The organism is Microbacterium sp. SGAir0570 (assembly GCF_005491085.2).
GTDB lineage: Bacteria > Actinomycetota > Actinomycetes > Actinomycetales > Microbacteriaceae > Microbacterium > Microbacterium arborescens.
This window is the reverse complement of record NZ_CP027929.1, coordinates 636,468-653,800: the sequence shown is the minus strand read 5'-3', so window position 1 is coordinate 653,800 and position 17,333 is coordinate 636,468. Positions and strand designations below refer to the sequence as shown.

General features: G+C 70.5%; 14 protein-coding genes. 1 reads left to right on the top strand and 13 read right to left on the bottom strand.

All coding sequences use genetic code 11. From position 1 onward, the window contains the following. From C1N74_RS02975 to C1N74_RS02915, 13 genes are all read right to left on the bottom strand, one after another. Complete coding sequence (locus tag C1N74_RS02975) at nucleotides 1-1,038, bottom strand: LacI family DNA-binding transcriptional regulator (protein ID WP_309147420.1); 1,038 nt, start codon at nucleotides 1,036-1,038, stop codon at nucleotides 1-3. Between the two features lie 9 nt (nucleotides 1,039-1,047). Then, nucleotides 1,048-1,935: a sugar phosphate isomerase/epimerase gene (locus tag C1N74_RS02970; RefSeq protein ID WP_137749933.1), complete on the bottom strand. Its 888-nt coding sequence runs from the start codon at nucleotides 1,933-1,935 to the stop codon at nucleotides 1,048-1,050. Next, the gene (locus C1N74_RS02965; RefSeq protein ID WP_064956192.1) at nucleotides 1,932-3,134 is read right to left on the bottom strand and encodes a dihydrodipicolinate synthase family protein; all 1,203 of its coding nucleotides are present in this window, start codon (nucleotides 3,132-3,134) and stop codon (nucleotides 1,932-1,934) included. The genes C1N74_RS02970 and C1N74_RS02965 overlap by 4 nt, the downstream gene beginning before the upstream one ends. 10 nt (nucleotides 3,135-3,144) lie before the next feature. Further along, complete coding sequence (locus tag C1N74_RS02960) at nucleotides 3,145-4,269, bottom strand: Gfo/Idh/MocA family protein (RefSeq protein ID WP_064956238.1); 1,125 nt, start codon at nucleotides 4,267-4,269, stop codon at nucleotides 3,145-3,147. 185 nt (nucleotides 4,270-4,454) lie between these two features. Further along, entirely contained in the window at nucleotides 4,455-5,978 is a 1,524-nt protein-coding gene (locus tag C1N74_RS02955; RefSeq protein WP_137749932.1) for an alpha-N-arabinofuranosidase, read from the bottom strand. 66 nt (nucleotides 5,979-6,044) lie between these two features. Next, nucleotides 6,045-7,325, bottom strand: a complete 1,281-nt coding sequence (locus C1N74_RS02950; protein ID WP_137749931.1) for an ABC transporter substrate-binding protein — start codon at nucleotides 7,323-7,325, stop codon at nucleotides 6,045-6,047. Between the two features lie 40 nt (nucleotides 7,326-7,365). Beyond that, nucleotides 7,366-8,034, bottom strand: coding sequence for a hypothetical protein (locus tag C1N74_RS02945; protein WP_137749930.1), 669 nt, complete (start codon nucleotides 8,032-8,034; stop codon nucleotides 7,366-7,368). A gap of 2 nt (nucleotides 8,035-8,036) precedes the next feature. After that, nucleotides 8,037-8,963 carry a carbohydrate ABC transporter permease gene (locus tag C1N74_RS02940; protein WP_023952478.1) on the bottom strand — a complete coding sequence of 309 codons (927 nt, stop codon included), beginning with the start codon at nucleotides 8,961-8,963 and terminating at the stop codon, nucleotides 8,037-8,039. After that, entirely contained in the window at nucleotides 8,960-9,952 is a 993-nt protein-coding gene (locus C1N74_RS02935) for a carbohydrate ABC transporter permease (RefSeq protein WP_036304677.1), read from the bottom strand. The genes C1N74_RS02940 and C1N74_RS02935 overlap by 4 nt, the downstream gene beginning before the upstream one ends. Nucleotides 9,953-10,022: 70 nt before the next feature. After that, entirely contained in the window at nucleotides 10,023-11,321 is a 1,299-nt protein-coding gene (locus C1N74_RS02930; protein WP_023952480.1) for an ABC transporter substrate-binding protein, read from the bottom strand. Nucleotides 11,322-11,505: 184 nt separating this feature from the next. Then, on the bottom strand, nucleotides 11,506-12,456 hold the full coding sequence (locus C1N74_RS02925; protein ID WP_137749929.1) for a hypothetical protein: 951 nt from the start codon (nucleotides 12,454-12,456) through the stop codon (nucleotides 11,506-11,508). A 99-nt stretch (nucleotides 12,457-12,555) separates the two neighbouring features. Beyond that, nucleotides 12,556-14,322, bottom strand: coding sequence for an ABC transporter ATP-binding protein (locus C1N74_RS02920; RefSeq protein ID WP_071918533.1), 1,767 nt, complete (start codon nucleotides 14,320-14,322; stop codon nucleotides 12,556-12,558). Nucleotides 14,323-14,371: 49 nt separating this feature from the next. Continuing rightward, on the bottom strand, nucleotides 14,372-15,115 hold the full coding sequence (locus C1N74_RS02915) for a hypothetical protein (protein ID WP_137749928.1): 744 nt from the start codon (nucleotides 15,113-15,115) through the stop codon (nucleotides 14,372-14,374). Nucleotides 15,116-15,315: 200 nt separating this feature from the next. Between C1N74_RS02915 and C1N74_RS02910 the strand changes: the two genes are divergently transcribed. Further along, nucleotides 15,316-17,286 (top strand): DUF6807 family protein, encoded by a 1,971-nt coding sequence (locus tag C1N74_RS02910; protein WP_137749927.1) that lies wholly within the window; start codon nucleotides 15,316-15,318, stop codon nucleotides 17,284-17,286. Nucleotides 17,287-17,333 lie beyond the last annotated feature (47 nt).

The following is a 17,333-nucleotide window of genomic DNA, read 5'->3' as shown; positions in this document are numbered from 1 at the left end:
TCACGAGCTCCGCGGGGGCGTGCTCTCGCGCACGAGCACCTCGAGCGGCAGCGCGGGCGCGTCCTCGTCGGCCTCGGCGTCGACGGCTGCGCGGAGCGCGGTGTACCCGACGTCGGGGAGAGGCACGCGGACGGTCGTCAGAGGCGGCGTGACGTCGCGCCCCGTCGGGATGTCGTCGAAGCCGGCGAGCGCGATGTCGGCGCCCGGCTCGCGTCCCGCCGCACGCACCGCGGTGAGGGCTCCGATGGCCACGACGTCGCTGATGCCGAACACGACCGTTCCCGGCTCGACGCCGTCGGCGAGCGCGGCCGACATCGCCTCGGCTCCCGACTCGCGGCTGAAGCCGCCGCGGTACACCCGGGGCTCCGCTCCCCCGCCGCTCGTGAAGCCGTCGGCGAAGCCGGCGAGGCGGTCGTCGCTCGTCACGACGCCCTCGGCGGCGGCGAGCACGATGGCCGAGCGGTAGCCGCGCGCGGCGAGCGCGGCGCCGAGCTCGCGCGCACCGCCGCGGTTGTCGATCGCGACGCTGCGGATGCCGGGGGCACCGGGACCCAGCGCGACGACGGTGCCGCCGCTCGCGGCGATGAGGTCGAGCTCGGTTCTCAGCTCGTCCGACATCTCGCGTGAGGTGCGCGAGGCGGCAAGGATGATGCCGCGGGGACGCTGACCGCGCAGGGCGCGCACGAGCCGCAGCTCGCGCGCCGGATCGCGCTCGGTGATGGCGACGGTGACGACGAGGCCGGCTTCATCGGCGCCGCGCGCGACGCCCGCCGCGAGCTGTCCGAAGTACGGGTCGGCGATGTCGGCCACGAGCAGCGCGACGATCGCCGACGTGCCGCGAGCGGTCGCCTGGGCCGACAGGTTGGCCGTGTAGCCGAGCCGGGCCGCGGCCTGCTCGACGCGTTCGCGGTACGCATCGGCGACCTTGCGGGTCGAGCCGTTCAGCGCTCGCGAGGCGGTCGCGAGCGACACCCCGGCTTCTCTCGCCACATCGTGCAGCGTGGCCGAGCCACGCGGCGACATCCCCGTCTGTCCCACGAGCCGAGTCTATGCGGTGGGGGTCCGCGCGCCCGAGAGGTGCGGCGTCACGGCCCCACCGAAGGCCTCGGCGGTGCGGCGCACGACCTCGGCGGGATCCGCGGCCCAGATGTCGGCGTTGAAGATCTCGACCTCGATATCGCGGTCGTATCCCGTCGCCTCGACGGCCCGGGTCAGCGATGCGAAGTCGATGACCCCGTCGCCCGGGTAGTGGCGGCTGAGCAGGACATCCTCGGGCAGCGGCGTTCGCCAGTCGCACACCTGGTATGTCGCGATGCGACCCTCGCGCCCGGCCCGCTCGATGGCGGGCAGGACGTCGGGGTCCCAGAAGATGTGGAACGTGTCGACGGTGGCGCCGACGACCTCGGGCTCGAAATCGGCAGCGATGTCGAGCGCCTGGCCGAGCGTGGAGACGACGCAGCGGTCGGAGGCGAACATCGGATGCAGCGGCTCGATCGCCAGCGTCACCCCCGCCGCTTTCGCGTGGGGAGCGAGCTCGCCGATCGCATCGCGTACCCGCTCCCGGGCGCCGACGACGTCGCGCGACCCCTCGGGAAGGCCGCCCGCGACCAGCACGAGGATCGCCGTCGAGCCGGGGGCACCGGCGACGGCGAGCGCGGCGGCCTCGTCGATCGCGACCCGGTTGTCATCGATCGAGGAGCGCCGGGCGGGACCCTCCGGCATCGTGAAGAAGCCCGCCCGGCAGTGTGTGGTGAACCGCAGGCCCGAATCCGTCAGCATGGCGGCGGCCGTGGCCAGACCGACCTCCTGCACGGGCTCGCGCCACAGGCCGATCGCCTCGATCCCGGCATCCGCGGTGACCCGCAGCGCGGTCGCGAGGTCGGCGTACTTGATCGTGGCCTGGTTGATCGACAGGCGCGGGTCGACGACGCTCATGCCCGGACTCCGTTCAGACGCAGCATCGCGTGCCAGCGGTCCGCGGCCAGTTCCGGCTGTTCGAGAGCGTGCGACGCGTTCGCGAGCTCGACGATCCGCGAGAGGTGCGGCAGGCTGCGCGCCGAGTGCAGTCCGCCGACCATCTGGAACGCAGCCTGATGGCCGTTGAGCCACGACAGGAAGGCCACGCCGGTCTTGTAGTAGAACGTCGGGGCCGCGAAGACCTGCCGGCTGAGCTCTTCTGTCGGCCCCAGGATCGCGAGGTAGCGGTCGGCGTCGCCCGCGTCCAGCGCCTGAATGGCGGCGGAGGCGACCGGAGTGATCGCCGCGAAGGCGCCGAGCAGCGCGTCGGAGTGCTGCCGCGCCGAGGCGGGGTCGCGCTCGGGCTGGGTCGCCCGGGGCACGTCTGCGCCGCCGATGAGGCCGACGTAGTTGAAGTCGTCGCCGGTGAACATGCGCACGCCCTCGGGCAGCCGCTCGCGCACCGACACCTCGGACGCGGCGTCGAGCAGGCTCATCTTCACGCCCGCGACCCTGTCGGCGTTCTCTTCGATGACCTCGACGAGGACGTCGGATGCCGCGCGCCAATCGGGCGAGCCGAAGTAGCCCGCGAGGATCGGGTCGAAGGCGGTGCCGAGCCAGTGCAGGACCACCGGACCGGATGCCGCGGCCAGCACCTCGCGGTACACCCGGCGGTAGTCGTCGGCCGACGACGCCGCGCGGGCGAGGTGCCGCGACGCCATGAGCACCGGACCTGCACCCTGGTCCTCCGTGAACGCGAGCTGGCTCTTGTAGGCGTCGATGACCTGATCGAGCGAGATGTGCTCGTCGTCGACGTGATCGGTGTTGACGCCGACGACGACCGAGCCGCCCTCCTCGCGCGCGACCTCGGCCGATCGGGCGATGAGCTCGCGCGTCGCGGCGGCGTCGAGCCCCATGTTCCGCTGCGCGGTGTCCATCGCGTCGGCCACGCCGAGACCCCAGGAGTAGACGGCGCGGCGGAAGCCGAGCGTGGCGTCCCAGTCGATCTGAGCCGGCTGGCCCGGGGTGTTGTCGGCCGAGACGACGGGAACCACGTGGGCCGCCGCGTACGCGACCCGGCTGCGCAGCGGCGTCTCCGGCCGGGCGAACCCGGGCGCATCGTTCAACGGAACGGAGGTGACGGCGCCGTCGGCGCCGAGGAGGGTGAGGTCGGTCATCGTGCGGCGCTCAGATGCTCAGAGCCGGCAGCTCGACCTTGCGGCCCTCGCGGCTCGACTGCAGGCCGGCTTCGGCGAGCTGCACTCCGCGGGCACCGGCGAGGAGGTCGAACTCGTAGGGAGTCTCGGTCACGTACGAGGTGAGGAACTCCTCCCACTGCTGACGGAAGCCGTTGAGGAAGACGTCATTGGTGGGCACGTTCTGCCAGTCGGCGTCGTAATCGTGCGTGTCTTCGAGGTCGGGGTTCCACACGGGCTTCGGGGTCGCGTTGCGCGGCTGGATCTTCGCGCCGAACAGACCCACGACGGCGGAGCCGTGCGTCCCGTCGACGTGGAACTCGACGAGCTCGTCGCGGTTGACGCGCACCGTCCACGACGAGTTGATCTGCGCGACGATGCCGCCCTCGAGCTCGAAGACGCCGTAGGCGGCATCCTCCGCCGTGGCGGTGTAGTGCTCGCCGTTCTCGTCCCAGCGGTCGGCGATGTGCACGGCCGCCTGGGCGTAGACGGTCTTGACGTCGCCGAAGAGGTTCTCGAGCACGTAGTTCCAGTGCGGGAACATGTCGACGATGATGCCGCCGCCGTCTTCGGCACGGTAGTTCCAGCTCGGGCGCTGCGCGGGCTGCCAGTCGCCCTCGAACACCCAGTAGCCGAACTCGCCGCGCACCGAGAGGATGCGGCCGAAGAAGCCCGAGTCGATGAGGCGCTTCAGCTTCTGCAGGCCCGGGAGGTAGAGCTTGTCGTGCACGACACCGGTCTTCACCCCCGCCTCGGCGGCGAGCTTCGCGAGCTCGAGCGCCTCGTCGACCGACTCGGCGGTGGGCTTCTCGGTGTAGATCGTCTTGCCGGCGGCGATCGCCTTGCGCAGCGCCGACGCGCGGGCCTTCGTGACGAGGAAGTCGGCGTAGATCTCCCAGCGCGGATCGGCGAGGGCGGCGTCGAGGTCGGTCGTGTAGTCCTCGATGCCGTGCTTGGCGGCGAGGTCGGCGAGCTTCGCCTCGCTGCGTCCGACGAGGAGCGGCTTGACGGTGACCTTGGTCCCGTCCGGAAGCTCGATGCCGCCCTGGTCGCGGATCGCGAGGATCGAGCGGACGAGGTGCTGACGGTAGCCCATCCGGCCCGAGACGCCGTTCATGATGATGCCGATCTCGCGGACCTGCGGGGCGGTCCCCGTCTCCGGCGCGGGGCTGAGGGTGGTCGTCTCTGACACGGGCGTTCCTTTGCTTCGTCCGCTCACCGGTGAGGTGGTAAGCGCTTTCCCATACTGTAGAGGGCGGCCGTCCGCGGGCGCAAGCCTGCGCGCGCGGACGCTGCGTCGGGTCAGCCGAGCCGGATGGCCGCCCACGAGATCGGGGGCAGGGACAGCGAGAGGATGCCGTCCTCGACCGCGATTCCCGGCACCGGCACCACGCCGACCCGGTCGGGGTCGTCGAGGGTGTTCGCGGCATAACGGTCGTCGTCGTGCAGCAGGTGCGATTCGACGATCGACACCGCTGCATCCCGCGCGGCCCCGAGTGCCGACACGTCGATGCGCAGGTCCTCCGCGTCGACCGTCGATCGGTTCACGACGAACAGCGACGTGCCGCCCTCATCCACGGTGGCCACCGCGTTGACGTTCGAAACGGTGCCGAAGCGCTCGCTCTCGAACGAACCCGACGTGACGGGCACCGACACCGCTCGCTCCCCCGCAAGACGCGAGGTGAGCGAGAACGGATAGAACGTCGTCTGGCGCCATGCCGGACCCCCGGGCTCGGTCATGACCGGGGCGATGACGTTCACGAGCTGCGCGAGCGAGGCCGATCGCACGCGGTCGCTGTGCTGGAGCAGCGTGATGAGCAGGTCGCCGAACACGACCGCATCCAGTGCGTGGTACTGGTCTTCCAGCAAGCGCGGCGCGACGGGCCAGCCGGGCTCGCGCGGCTTGTCGTCCTGACCTCCCTCGTCGTTGTGGAGGTACCAGACGTTCCACTCGTCGAAGGAGATCATGATGCGCTTGTCGCTCTTCTTCGTCGCCGCGACCGCGTCGGCGATGGCGACCACCGACTCGATGAAGCGCGACATGTCGACGCCCGACGCGAGGAACTCCTGCGCGTCGCCGAAGCGCTCCTGGTAGTAGGAGTGGCACGAGATGAAATCGACGTCGTCGAACGTGTGCTCGAGCACCGTGCGCTCCCACGACCCGAACGTCGGCATGCCGCTGCCCGACGAGCCGCAGACCACGAGCTCGACGTCGGGATCGAGCATCCGCATCGCCTTGGCCGTGCGCGAGGCGAGCTTGCCGTAGTCGTCGGCGTTGCGGTGACCCAGCTGCCAGGGGCCGTCCATCTCGTTGCCGAGACACCACATCCGCACGCCGAACGGGTCGCGCCGCCCATTCGCGACGCGCTGTCGGGTCCACGCGGTGTCGGCGTCGGCGTTGACGTACTCGAGCAGGTCGATCGCCTCCTGCGTGCCCCGCGTTCCGAGGTTGACGGCGAGCATGAGATCGCTGCCCACGAGCTCGAGCCAGCGCGCGAACTCGTGCAGGCCCACCTCGTTGGTCTCCGTGGAGTGCCACGCGAGGTCGAGACGTCGCGGCCGCTCCTCGCGCGGCCCGACACCGTCCTCCCACCGGTATCCCGAGACGAAGTTGCCGCCGGGATAGCGGATGGTCGACACCCCGAGCTCGCGGATGAGCTCGACGACATCCGACCGGAAACCGTCGGCATCCGCGGACGGATGACCCGGTTCGTGGATGCCGTCGTAGATGTGACGGCCGAGATGCTCGACGAAGCCGCCGAAGATGCGGCGATCGATGCGGGAGATCTCGAAACGGGGGTCGATGGCGGCGTTCGTCGGCGTCATGTCATTCCTTGGGTCAGCGGGGATGCCGCGCTTCCGCGCGCGACATCCCCGACGTGGCGGTCTTCCTCAGCCGAGCACGACCTCGGCTTCGGAGAAGAACTGGTCAACAGCCTGGTCCACCGACGTGGTTCCGAGCCCGAGCGACTTGCCGAGCTCCCAGAACGTCTGCTCGAGCGAGCCGTATCCGGCGACGGGCACGGGCGGGGCATCCCCGATGCGATCGGCGGCCGACTCGATGTAGTCGGCGACCTGCTTGTCGGCGCCCTCGAGCGTCGCGCCCGCGAGCTTCGAGCTCGATGCCGGGAAGCCGAGCGTCGTGCCGAAGATCTGACCCGCCGCCTCGGAGTTCACGACGAAGTCGAGGAACAGTGCGGCTGCCTGCGGGTGCTCGGTCTTGGCAGAGATCGCGACCTGCAGGCCGGCCTGGCGATAGAGGTCCTTCGAGCCCTCCTTCGCCGTCGGCGGCGCGACGATCGAGATCGACGAGGCGCCCGAGTCGGCGAGATAGCCGCCGAGGAAGTTGCTCCAGCTCATCTCGCTGGCGGTCAGCGCGGCCCCGAAGCCCGACTTGGGCGAGAGCTCCTCGAGTCGCTGCTGCGGCACCGCGACACCGTCGCGCAGGCCCGCGCCGCTCTCCCAGAACTCGCGCAGCTGGTCCTTCGTGAACCCGAGCTCCCCGTCGTCGGTGTACAGGTTGCCGCCGTCTGCCCGGAGCACCAGCTCGAACGCCTGGATGCGCTGGGTGTAGTCCGTGCCGCCGTAGACGGCGCCGCCGGTCTTCTCGGTGACCTCGGCCATCCACTCATCGAACTCGGCGAAATCGGTGCCGCCTTCGGGCGCCGCGACCCCGGCCTGCGCGACGAGGTCGTCGTTGACGAAGTTCGCCCACAGGCTGTATCCGGTCGGCAGCGAGTACTGCGTGCCGCCCAGCGCTCCGGTGCCGAGCAGCCCCTCGTCGAACGTGGACATGTCGACCTGGTCGGCGACCTGCGCGAGATCGAGCAGGTTGCCCGACTCGCCGTACTGGCGCAGGTAGCTGTCGGAGAACTGGAAGACATCGGGCAGCCCCCCGCCCGCGGCCTCGGTCTGCCGCTTCTCCCAGTAGCTCGGGAAGTCGGTGAAGCTGACGTTGACGGTGATGTTCGGGTATTCCTCGTTGAACGCCGCGATCAGCTCGTCATAGCGCTTCGCCCGATCGTCGTTGCCCCAGAACGCGTAGGTCAGCGTGACCTTCTCGTCGGGGTCGAATGCGGCTGCGGGAGGCGTCTGCGCACCGCCGCATCCGGTCAGTGCCAGCGCACCGGCGGCGACGATGCCGACGGTTGCGAGCAGGCGGGTGGCCTTCATGGGAGTCCTTTCATCGGGAGCGGGCCCGGGGGGACGGGTCTCAGGTGTGGCGGGGCCGGGCGGGGATCGCCACGACCGCGAGCGCGGCGCAGCCGATGCCGGCGACGAACAGGGGCGGCAGCGCCCAGGTGACCACGACGACGAAGGCGGCCGTGGCGAGGAGGTACAGGGTCCCGACGAGGTCGCCGCGGGCGGCATCCGGGATCGATCGGATCGCGCCCCGCCAGCCGAGTGCGGGGCTCCAGGCCCCGGCGGCGAGGAGCAGCGCGACGGCGAGCGCCGCGAGTCCCGCCCAGCCGACCGCCTCGACGACGGCACCGCCCGGGAGGAAGCCCGATCGGGCCAGGTCGATGTCGAGCAGCAGGATGAGCGCCGCGACGACGGTCACGAGCCCGGCGACCGCGCCCGGCAACAGACCGGCACGCACGTCCGCCCAGAACAGGGCGAGCCTCGAGTCGTCAGCGGCGACATAGCGTCGCAGGTGCCGCACTCCGGCCGCGAGCGCGATCGGAAGGGTGACGACGGCGAGCGAGACGACGCCGATGAGGAGCCCGATCAGCAGCACCTCGCCGAGCAGGGCGAACGCCCCGGCAGCACCCGGATGCCGCAGCTGCGGGCGCGCGTCGAGAGTCGGACCGCTGCCGGAACGGTCGGCCCTCACCGCTGCGCGCTGTTCGCGCCGCGTGCGCGGACGCTCGTCGGTCGACATCGCTAGCCCTTCAGACCCTGCGTGGCCACGCCGTCGACCAGGAACTTCTGGAAGACGATGAAGAACAGCAGGATCGGCACCAGCGCGATGAACGAAGCCGTCACCGTCGCCCCGTAGTCGCTCGACGAGGTCTGGTCGTTGTAGAGGCGGAGCGCGATCGGCAGCGGGTAGTTCTCGGGGCTCGTGAGGTACAGCAGCGGCCCGAGGAAGTCGTTCCACGCCCAGATGAAGCTGAAGATCGCGCACGTGATGAGCGCCGGCTTGATGAGCGGGAGGATGATCGACCAGAAGATGCGGAGGTGCCCCGCGCCGTCGATCTTCGCGGCCTCGTCCATGTCGCGCGGCATCTGCCGGATGAACTGCACCAGGAGGAAGACGAAGAACGCCTCGGTCGCGAGGAACTTCGGCAGCAGCAGCGGCCAGTAGGTGTCGACCATCCCGAGATTGTTGAAGATGATGTACTGCGGGATGATCACGACGTGGAACGGCAGCAGCAGCGTGCCGATCATGGCGGCGAACAGGATGCCGAGGCCCTTGAACTGCAGGCGGGCGAAGGCGTAGGCCGCGAGCGCCGACGAGAGCACCGTTCCGATGACCGAGACGCCGGCGATCAGCAGCGAGTTGGCGAAGAACCGCCACATCGGGACGCCGGCGATGCCCTCGGCGACCTTGATGTAGTTGTCGATCGTCGGCGCGTTCGGCAGCAGGCCCATGTTCTGGCCGAATTCGCTGTTGGGCTTGAAGGTCGACAGCAGCAGCCAGACCAGCGGGTAGAGCACGACCGCGGTGATGACGATGAGGACGGCGAACCAGACGATCGTCTGCCAGGTCTTGCGCTTCACGCGGCGGCGGGCGGGCGGCATCGGCGTGGTCTGCTGCTCGGCGAAGATGGCCTCGCTCGTGAGCGGTGAGGTGGGTGACGTGGTCATCGGTTGTCTCCCGAGTAGTGCACCCACGACTTCTGGGTGCGGAAGAGGATGAGGGCGATGATGGCGACGACGACGAGCAGGACCCACGCGATCGCAGCGGCGTAGCCCATGCGGCCGTCGGCGAAACCGGTCTTGTAGAGGTAGACCGTGATGAAGTTCGTCATCCCGGCGGGGCCGCCGGTGCCGTTGGAGATGATGTAGGCCGACCCGAAGACCTGGAACGCTCCGATGAGGCCGAGCAGCAGGTTGAAGAAGATGACGGGCGAGAGCATCGGCACCGTCACGGCGCGGAAGCGGCGCAGGGCGTTGGCGCCGTCCATCTCGGCCGCCTCGTACAGCTCCTTCGGGATCTGCTTGAGGCCGGCGAGGAAGATGACCATCGTGGCGCCGAACTGCCAGACGGCCAGGAGGATCATCATGGGCAGGATGAGGCCGGGGTTTCCGATCCAGCCGCCGAGGTCGATGCCGAAGACGTTCAGGCCGTTGTCGACGGGACCGTTCGTGGCGAACATGGCGCGCCACACGATCGCGACCGAGACCGAGGCGCCGATGAGCGAGGGAGCGTAGAAGGCCGAGCGGAAGAAGGCGGCACCCTTGTCGCGGTAGTTCAGCAGCAGGGCGATCAGCAGCGCCGCGATGAGCGAGATCGGCGTGCCGACCAGCACGTAGATCAAGGTGATCTGCGCCGACTGCATGAAGCTCGGGTCGTTGGTGAAGAGCCGGATGTAGTTGTCGAGGCCGATCCACTTGGGCGGCGCGAAGATGTTGTAGCTCGTGAACGACAGGTACAGCGAGTACGCCATCGGCACGAGCGTGAGCCCGAAGAACCCGACGAGCCACGGCAGGAGGAAGCCGTACCCCGCGATGGTCTCGCGGGCCGCGCGCTTGCGGGCGCCGGGGCGATCGAGGTGTTCGGGGCGCTGCTTCCGGACGAGGCCGCGGCGCGGCGACTCCTTGGTGACGATCACCCGTGTGGCGGTAGTGGTCACGATGCTCCTGAGGATGCGGGGAGGATGCGGGCCCGCGGGCCGGCGCTGCGCACCGGCCCGCGGCAACGGGTCATCCGTTGAGGGTGATGTCCATCTGCGAGAAGAAGCGGTCGACGGCGTCGTCGACGGTGATGGTGCCGAAGGCCAGCTCGGTGCCGAGCTTGCGGAACTCCTCCTCGATCGTGCCGTAGCCGACGATCGGCACCGGCGGGGCGTCGCCCAGGCGGTCGGCGATCGATTCCTCGTACTCCTTGACCTGCTGGCTCAGCGGGTCGAGGTCGGCCGCGTCGAGCGCGGTCTGCGAGGCGGGGAGCCCGCGGTTCGTGCCGAAGATCTCACCCGACTGGGGCGAGTTGACGAGGAAGTTCACGAGCGTCGCCGCGGCGGCGGGGTGCTCGGTCTTCGCCGAGATCGTGTGGAGCATCGAGGGCTTGAGGTACAGGTCCTTCGCACCCTCCTTCGTGACCGGCGGGGCGACGAGGCCGAGCTCGGTGTAGCCCTCGCCGAGGTTGCCGAGGTACCCGCCGCCGAAGTTGTCCCACGTCAGCTCGCTCGCCGTCAGCGCGGCGTCGAAGCCCGAGAGCGGCAGGGCCTCTTCGAGGCGCTGCTGCCCGATGACAGCACCGCTCTCGCGGAGCTCGGCGCCGTCCTCCCAGAACTCGGTGAGTCGCTCTTTGTCGAAGCCGGGCTCGCCGTCCTCGTCGAACAGCTGCGAGCCCTCGGAGCGCAGCTGCAGCTCGAAGTTCTGGATGCGGCCGGTGTAGTCCGTGCCGCCCCAGTACGCACCGCCCGACGCGTCGGTGACGCTCGCGATCCACTCGGAGTAGTCGTCCCACGACCCGCCGGCGAAGTCCGCCACGCCCGCCTGCTCGAGCAGCTTCGGGTTGGTGAACATGCCCCAGGCGTTCGTCGAGGTCGCGATGCCGTAGGTCGTGTCGCCGACGACGCCGATGTCGAGGATGTTCTGCGGGAGCGCGTCGGTCTCGATGATGTCGCCGAGATAGGGCTCGAGGTCGAGCAGGAGGTTGTTCTCGGAGTACTGGCGCAGGTACGAGTAGTCGAACTGCATGACATCCGGAAGCCCACCGCCCGCGGCCTCGGTCTGACGCTTCTCCCAGAACTCCGGGAAGGTCAGGAAGGTCGCGTTGACCGTGATGTTCGGGTATTCCTCGTTGAACGCCTCGATGGCCTCGTTGTAGAGCTGCGCGCGAACGTCGTTGCCCCAGAACGCCAGGTTCAGGGTGACTTTCTCGTCGGGGTCGAAAGTCGCGTCGGCGGCCGGCGTCGCGCCGCCGGCGCAGCCCGCCAGGGTGAGCGCTGCGCCCGTCGCGATGGCGACCGTTGCCAGTGCCCGCTTTCTGCTGAACATCATTGTCCTCTCTGCCGAACGTCGTCGTCTCGGTGCGCGCGAACGTCCATTGTCCGTGTGTGCAGGTGCGCGCCGCCCCGCGTTCGGGAAAGCGCTTGCCGGCAACGGTACTACGCGATGAAACGTTTCGCAAGAAACTCGGGGGAACCGATTCCGACCCGTGATCCCGCGACTGTTACCGGTCTCAGTGCGACGACTCAGCCTCGCACACGAGGCGGCCCGCGTCGACACGCAGCCGCACCCGGTAGACGGCGCACCGGCGGGCTTCGACGTCGGCCGCCGCAGCCCCGTCGCCACCGGCATCCGGAGTGGTGGCCGGCTGCGCGAAGAAGTAGTACCAGAGCGTGTCACCGTCGCGGACCGGGGCGCCGTGGTGCCCGAAGCCCCGGCCAGGCACCGTGCCGGCACCGAGCACGACGTCGTCGGGGCCGCCCTGTCGCACCCAGTGGACGGTGTCGTCCGAGACGAAGACGCCCATCCCCCGCCACTCGTCGACGATCATCCACCATCTCCCGTCGAGCTCGAAGGCGCTGGGGCCCTCGTGCGGACGTCCGTCGATCGCGATGCCGCCGTCGCTCCACGACTCGAGATCGTCCGACACGGCGACGCGGGTGATCGACTCGGAAGCCTCGTCCTTGTACCAGAGCCGCCATCTCGCGTCGGGGCCGCGGGCGACGCCGGCGTCGATGACGCGGTCGCTCGCGAGATCGAGTGGTCCGAGCCGGTGCCACGACACCAGGTCGGACGAGCGGTACGCGACGATCGTGCGGGCGTGCCCCGGCCAGCGGTCGGGCACGCCGTCGATCTCGGTCAGGTACATCCGCCATCCGGTGCCGTCGAAGACGACCTCGGGAGCCCAGTGCGTGCGGTCGACGTCTGCCGGGGGCGGCCCGGCGGTCAGTCCGAGCCCGCCGCCATCCGGTTCGAGCGTGCCCGCGTAGTGCCAATCGACCCCGTCGCGCGATCGAGCGACGCCGATGCGCGAGCCATGCACCCACGAGACGCCCGGCCCGGGGTCGGGATGCGTCGCCCGTCGCTGCGTGTAGAACATCCACCAGCCGCCGCCCGGCTCGATGACGACGACCGGATCGGTCGCCCCGTCGTACACCGGGTCGCGGTAGATCTCCCTGAGCATGAGTTCTCCTGTCGTGAACCCGTCGACTCGCCACGAACTGCGGATGCGGGGGGCGCCGGCATCCGCATGTCCTGGCGAGTCGACGGAGGGGTGGGGGGGTCAGGACTGGGTCGCGTGGAGGTGGGCGTAGCGGCCTGCGGCGGCCAGCAGGTCGTCATGCGAGCCCTGCTCGACGATGCGCCCGCGCTCGAGGACGACGATGCGGTCGGCCTGACGGATCGTCGAGAGACGGTGAGCGACGACGAGGGTCGTGCGGCCGGTCATGAGCCGCGCGAGAGCTTCTTTCACGAGCTCCTCCGACTCGGGATCCAGCGCCGAGGTCGCCTCATCCAGCAGCAGGATGCGGGGGTCGCGGACGAGCGCACGCGCGATCGCGAGCCGCTGCCGCTGCCCGCCCGACAAGCGCGCTCCCCGCTCGCCGACCACGGTGTCCCAGCCGTCCGGCTGGTCGCTGACGAACTCCCACGCGTTGGCGTCGCGCAGCGCCCGCTCGATGCGCTCGTCGCTGACGTCCGGCAGCCCGTAGGCGACGTTCTCGCGGATCGTGCCCTCGAAGAGCACCGACTCCTGCGGCACGACCGACACGGCGCGGCGCACCGAGCGCAGGTCGAGTTCCTGCACATCGGACCCGTCGATCGTCAGGCGCCCGCTCGTCGCACGCACGAACCCGAGCACGAGGTTGAGCAGCGTGGACTTCCCCGACCCCGACGAGCCGACGAATGCGTAGGTGCGGCCCGCGGGGATGTGCAGGTCGATCTCGTGCAGCGCGTCGTCGCTCGCCCCCGCGTAGCGGTGGCCGGCTCGCTCGAGGCGGATGTCGCCGACGACACGATCCACGCGGCGCTTGCCCTCGTTCTGCTCGAGGTCGGGCTCCTGCAGCACCTCGGCGATCGAGCGCACCGATTCGAGTCCGCGCGCCCCGACCGGGATGAGCATGAGCAGCTGCGTGAGCCCCTGCGTGAGCAGCGTGAAGTATGTCGAGAGCAGCACGACCTCGCCGGGAGAGATCGGCAGGATGCCGGTGAGCGAGAACACCGCGGCGAGCACGAGGCATCCGACGCCGAGCAGCTGCATCGCCACCCACGAGATCGAGGCGACGTGGCCGTTCAGCATGTCGAGGTGCAGCCCCGCACGCCTCACCCCCTCGGCGCCGCGCGAGACGCGGGTGACGGCCGTCTCCTCGAGGCCGTGCGCACGCGTGACCGGGATGAGCGAGGCCATCTCGCCCACCCGTGCCGAGAACACCTCGACCTCGCGCCGGAAGACGGCGTTGCGCTCGCGCGACCGGTTTCGCATGCCGTACCGGATGCCGATCGCGATCGGCACCGCGAGGGCGTAGACCGGCAGGAACTGGGGCACCGCGATCGCGGTCATCGTGAGGGCGCCGATCATGACCATCGTCGCCGAGAGCAGCGGGTGCGTGACCTGCTGCAGCATGAGCTCGACGTTCTCGACATCGCGCACGACCTTGGTCTGCACGATCGACGAGCTGACGCGGGAGTGATATCCGATCGACAGGCTCTGCAGCCGCGCGGCGAGCGCGTTGCGCAGGTCGGCGCCGGTGTCGCGCACGACGGTCATGAAGCTGCGCGTGTAGAGGATGTGGTTCGGGTAGTTCTGCAGCAGCAGGGCCGCGGCGAGCAGGAACCACCCGATGACCGCGCTGACCTCTCCCCCGCTCGCGACGATGTCGATGATCGCCGCCGTGATGACCGGCAGGAACCACATCGGGATCTCTTTCAACGCGAAGGCGCCGATCGCGACGCCCATGCGCCCAGGACGCCGCGCGAGCAGCCGCAGGACGGATCGTGCCGGACGAGCGCCGTCGATCAGGTCCGCGGGACGGGAAAGCGGTTTCCGAGCCACGCGTCCATGTTAGGTGCAGGTCGCGCTGCCGCAAACCCCTCGGCGCGGATCAGCCGGCCGCCTGCGCGATCCGGTCGACGAACAGCTGCGTCGCCTGCGGCACGTAGTCCGCGCTCGTCTCGGGATCCCAGCCCACGAGGGCGAGAACGTTCTGCCCGGTGCGCACCGTCGCGCCGACGAGGGCGAAGGGCGACCCGCCGACGTCTCCGGTCACCCGCCACCCCTGCACGTCGTCCGCTCCCGTCACGGCCAGATCGAACGGCTCGACCGCTGTCGTGACCGGCACCCCCTGCATGGCGAACAGCTCCTGACCGTCTGCGCAGCGCGCGATCGCGTCGTCGGCCTGGGCCACGAGCGCCTCGGCAGCCGCCTCGTCGGCCGCTGACGCCACGACCGCCGTCATCGACCGATCGTTGCTCGTGCCCCATTCGACGGCATCGCCCGCCGATTCCCACCCGGCACCGAAGGGAGCGAGACACGCGGCATCCGAGACCGTCAGCCCGGGGTGGATCGACTCGAGCATCGCGGCGATCGTGTCGTACTGGGCCGGGCGGAACTGGATGCCGCTGAACAGGTCGGCGAGCTCGGCACGGTCGAGGGAACCGGATGCCGCAGCGGGCGCCGACGTCGACGGTGACGGTGAGGCCGCGGTGGTCTCGGGCGCGGCGCTCGAGGCCGCTCCGCTCTGATCCCCCGCCGGCGAGCAGCCCGTCAGCGCGGCGAGTCCGAGGGCCGCGACGACGAGGCCGGCGTGCAGCCGCGTGCGCGGAAGACGGGATGCGGGTGATGCCATGGCGGTTCTCCTCGGATCGGTGTGCCTCGACGCTAACGCGCGCCACGCCCGCCCGTCGCGGACAGCACTCCCCATCGACGCCCCGCGCGCCCTACCGTAGGGTGTCGCGCCACCGCATCCTCCGTGAGACCCCTGCGTTATCCGGGATGCACACGGGAAAGCGCTTGCTGTCATGATGGGAGCGACGTCAGGAGAAACGGATGCCACGCACCACCACCATCGCCCTCGTCGGCGTCCACGGCTACGGAACCGTGCACCTCGACAACCTCCGCCGCCTGGGCGATCGCGTGCGGCTCGTCGCGGCAGCCGACCCCCGCCCGCCGGCACCGGGCGCCCTGCCCGAGCACACGCGCGTCTTCGCAGACCTGCCGGCCCTGCTCGCCGCGACCGACGACATCGACGTCGTCATCGTGGCGACCCCGCTCCACACCCACCTCGAGCTCGCGCGCACGGTCGTGGGCCGCGGCATCGACCTCTACCTCGAGAAGCCGCCGGTGCTGACGCTCGCCGACCTCCGCGTGCTCCAGGAGGCCGCCGCAACCTCGGGCGCGCGGGTGCAGGTGGGCTTCCAGAGCCTCGGATCGCGTGCGCTTCGAGCCTTCGCCGAGGACCGCTTCGACCTCGGGCCCATCCGGGCGATCGGGGCGGTCGGGCTCTGGGCACGCGACCGCGCGTACTGGGAGCGCAGCCGGTGGGCCGGGCGCCGCGAGCTCGACGGCGTCGCCGTCGTCGACGGGGTCACGACCAACCCGCTCGCCCACGCGACCGCCACCGCCCTCGCGATCGCCGGAACGACAGCTGTCGCCGACATCACACAGGTCACCGCAGACCTCTACCGCGCCAATGCCATCGAGGGCGATGACACGAGCCTGCTGCGCGTGTCGACGACCCGCGGCATCCGTGTCACCGCCGGGCTCACGCTGTGCGCGGACGAGCAGGTCGACCCCTATGTCGAGGTGCACGGGCGCCGCCGCTCCGCACGCTTCTTCTACACGGAGGACGTCGTCGAGATCGATGGCCGCAGTGAGCGCTTCGAGCGCGACGACCTGTTCGAGAACCTCCTCGATCATCGAGACGAGGGCGTCGCGCTGCTGTCGCCCCTGGCGGCGTCCGGCGCGTTCGTCGCGGTCATCGACGCCGTCGGGCGCACCGCGCCGCACGAGATCGACCCCGCGTTCGTCAGCCCGCGCGGCGAGGGCCCGGCCCGGCGGCTCGTCGTCGACGGCATCGAGGACGCGGTCGTCCGCGCCGTCGACGCCGAGGCGACCTTCGCCGAGCTGCACCTCCCCTGGGCGCGGCGCACGGTTCACGAGGTCGTGCTGACGCTGCCCAGCACCGGGGCCGGCGCCGGCTCGCCGCTCGCCGAGCTCGTCGACGGCGCGGACACGGCGCGCTCGTCGAGTCCGCGCCCGTACCTGCATCCGCTGCGCACCCCGGGCGGCGTGACCGTCACCGATCACCACCCCGCCGATCACGACTGGCACCTCGGCGTCAGCGTCGCGCTGCAGGATGTCGACGGCACCAACTTCTGGGGCGGCCGCACCTACACGCCGGGTGAGGACTATATCTGGCGAGACGACCACGGCCGCATCGAGATCGTTCGCGTCGAGCACCTCGCCGACGGCGCAGTGCTCGACATGCGCTGGATCGGCCCGGACGGCGGAGTCGTGGTGCGCGAGCGTCGCGAGCTGCGGGTGATGCACCGAGACGACCGATCCGCCGTGATCGCGCTGTCGTTCGAGCTGGCGCCGGCGGGCGATCGCACCGTGATGCTCGGCGGACCCGGGAGCAACGGGCGCATCGGAGGCGGCTACGGCGGGCTCGCCTGGCGGCTTCCCGCCTGTGCCGACATCGACGTGCGCACACCGTCGGCTCGCGGCGAGGAAGCAGTGCACGGGACGGTCGCGCCGTGGCTCGCGTGGTCGGCGGCCTTCGCCGATCCGACCGATGGCCGGCCGGCAGAGGCGACCGTCGCGCTGGCCCCCGCCGACGACGCCTCGGCCGCCGATCCGTGGTTCGTCCGGGTGGCGGGGTACCCCGGCATCGGCGCGGCCCTCGCCTGGGACCGCGCGGTCGCGGCATCCCCCGACGCCCCGGTCCGTCGGGCGTACCGGCTGCTCGTGGCCGACGGCCGCCTGACCGACGCGGAGGTCGGAGCGCTCCTGGCCTGAGCCGGAGCGCTCGGCGCCCGAGCCGGCGCCAGCGCCGGCGCCGGCGC

Excerpts from the sequence above, each read along its gene's own strand:
- C1N74_RS02970 (WP_137749933.1), bottom strand. The coding sequence starts at position 1,935 with ATGAGCGTCGTCGACCCGCGCCTGTCGATCAACCAGGCCACGATCAAG.
- C1N74_RS02965 (WP_064956192.1), bottom strand. The coding sequence starts at position 3,134 with ATGACCGACCTCACCCTCCTCGGCGCCGACGGCGCCGTCACCTCCGTT.
- C1N74_RS02960 (WP_064956238.1), bottom strand. The coding sequence starts at position 4,269 with ATGAACGGCGTCTCGGGCCGGATGGGCTACCGTCAGCACCTCGTCCGC.
- C1N74_RS02955 (WP_137749932.1), bottom strand. The coding sequence starts at position 5,978 with ATGACGCCGACGAACGCCGCCATCGACCCCCGTTTCGAGATCTCCCGC.
- C1N74_RS02950 (WP_137749931.1), bottom strand. The coding sequence starts at position 7,325 with ATGAAGGCCACCCGCCTGCTCGCAACCGTCGGCATCGTCGCCGCCGGT.
- C1N74_RS02945 (WP_137749930.1), bottom strand. The coding sequence starts at position 8,034 with ATGTCGACCGACGAGCGTCCGCGCACGCGGCGCGAACAGCGCGCAGCG.
- C1N74_RS02940 (WP_023952478.1), bottom strand. The coding sequence starts at position 8,963 with ATGACCACGTCACCCACCTCACCGCTCACGAGCGAGGCCATCTTCGCC.
- C1N74_RS02930 (WP_023952480.1), bottom strand. The coding sequence starts at position 11,321 with ATGTTCAGCAGAAAGCGGGCACTGGCAACGGTCGCCATCGCGACGGGC.
- C1N74_RS02925 (WP_137749929.1), bottom strand. The coding sequence starts at position 12,456 with ATGCTCAGGGAGATCTACCGCGACCCGGTGTACGACGGGGCGACCGAT.
- C1N74_RS02915 (WP_137749928.1), bottom strand. The coding sequence starts at position 15,115 with ATGGCATCACCCGCATCCCGTCTTCCGCGCACGCGGCTGCACGCCGGC.
- C1N74_RS02910 (WP_137749927.1), top strand. The coding sequence starts at position 15,316 with ATGCCACGCACCACCACCATCGCCCTCGTCGGCGTCCACGGCTACGGA.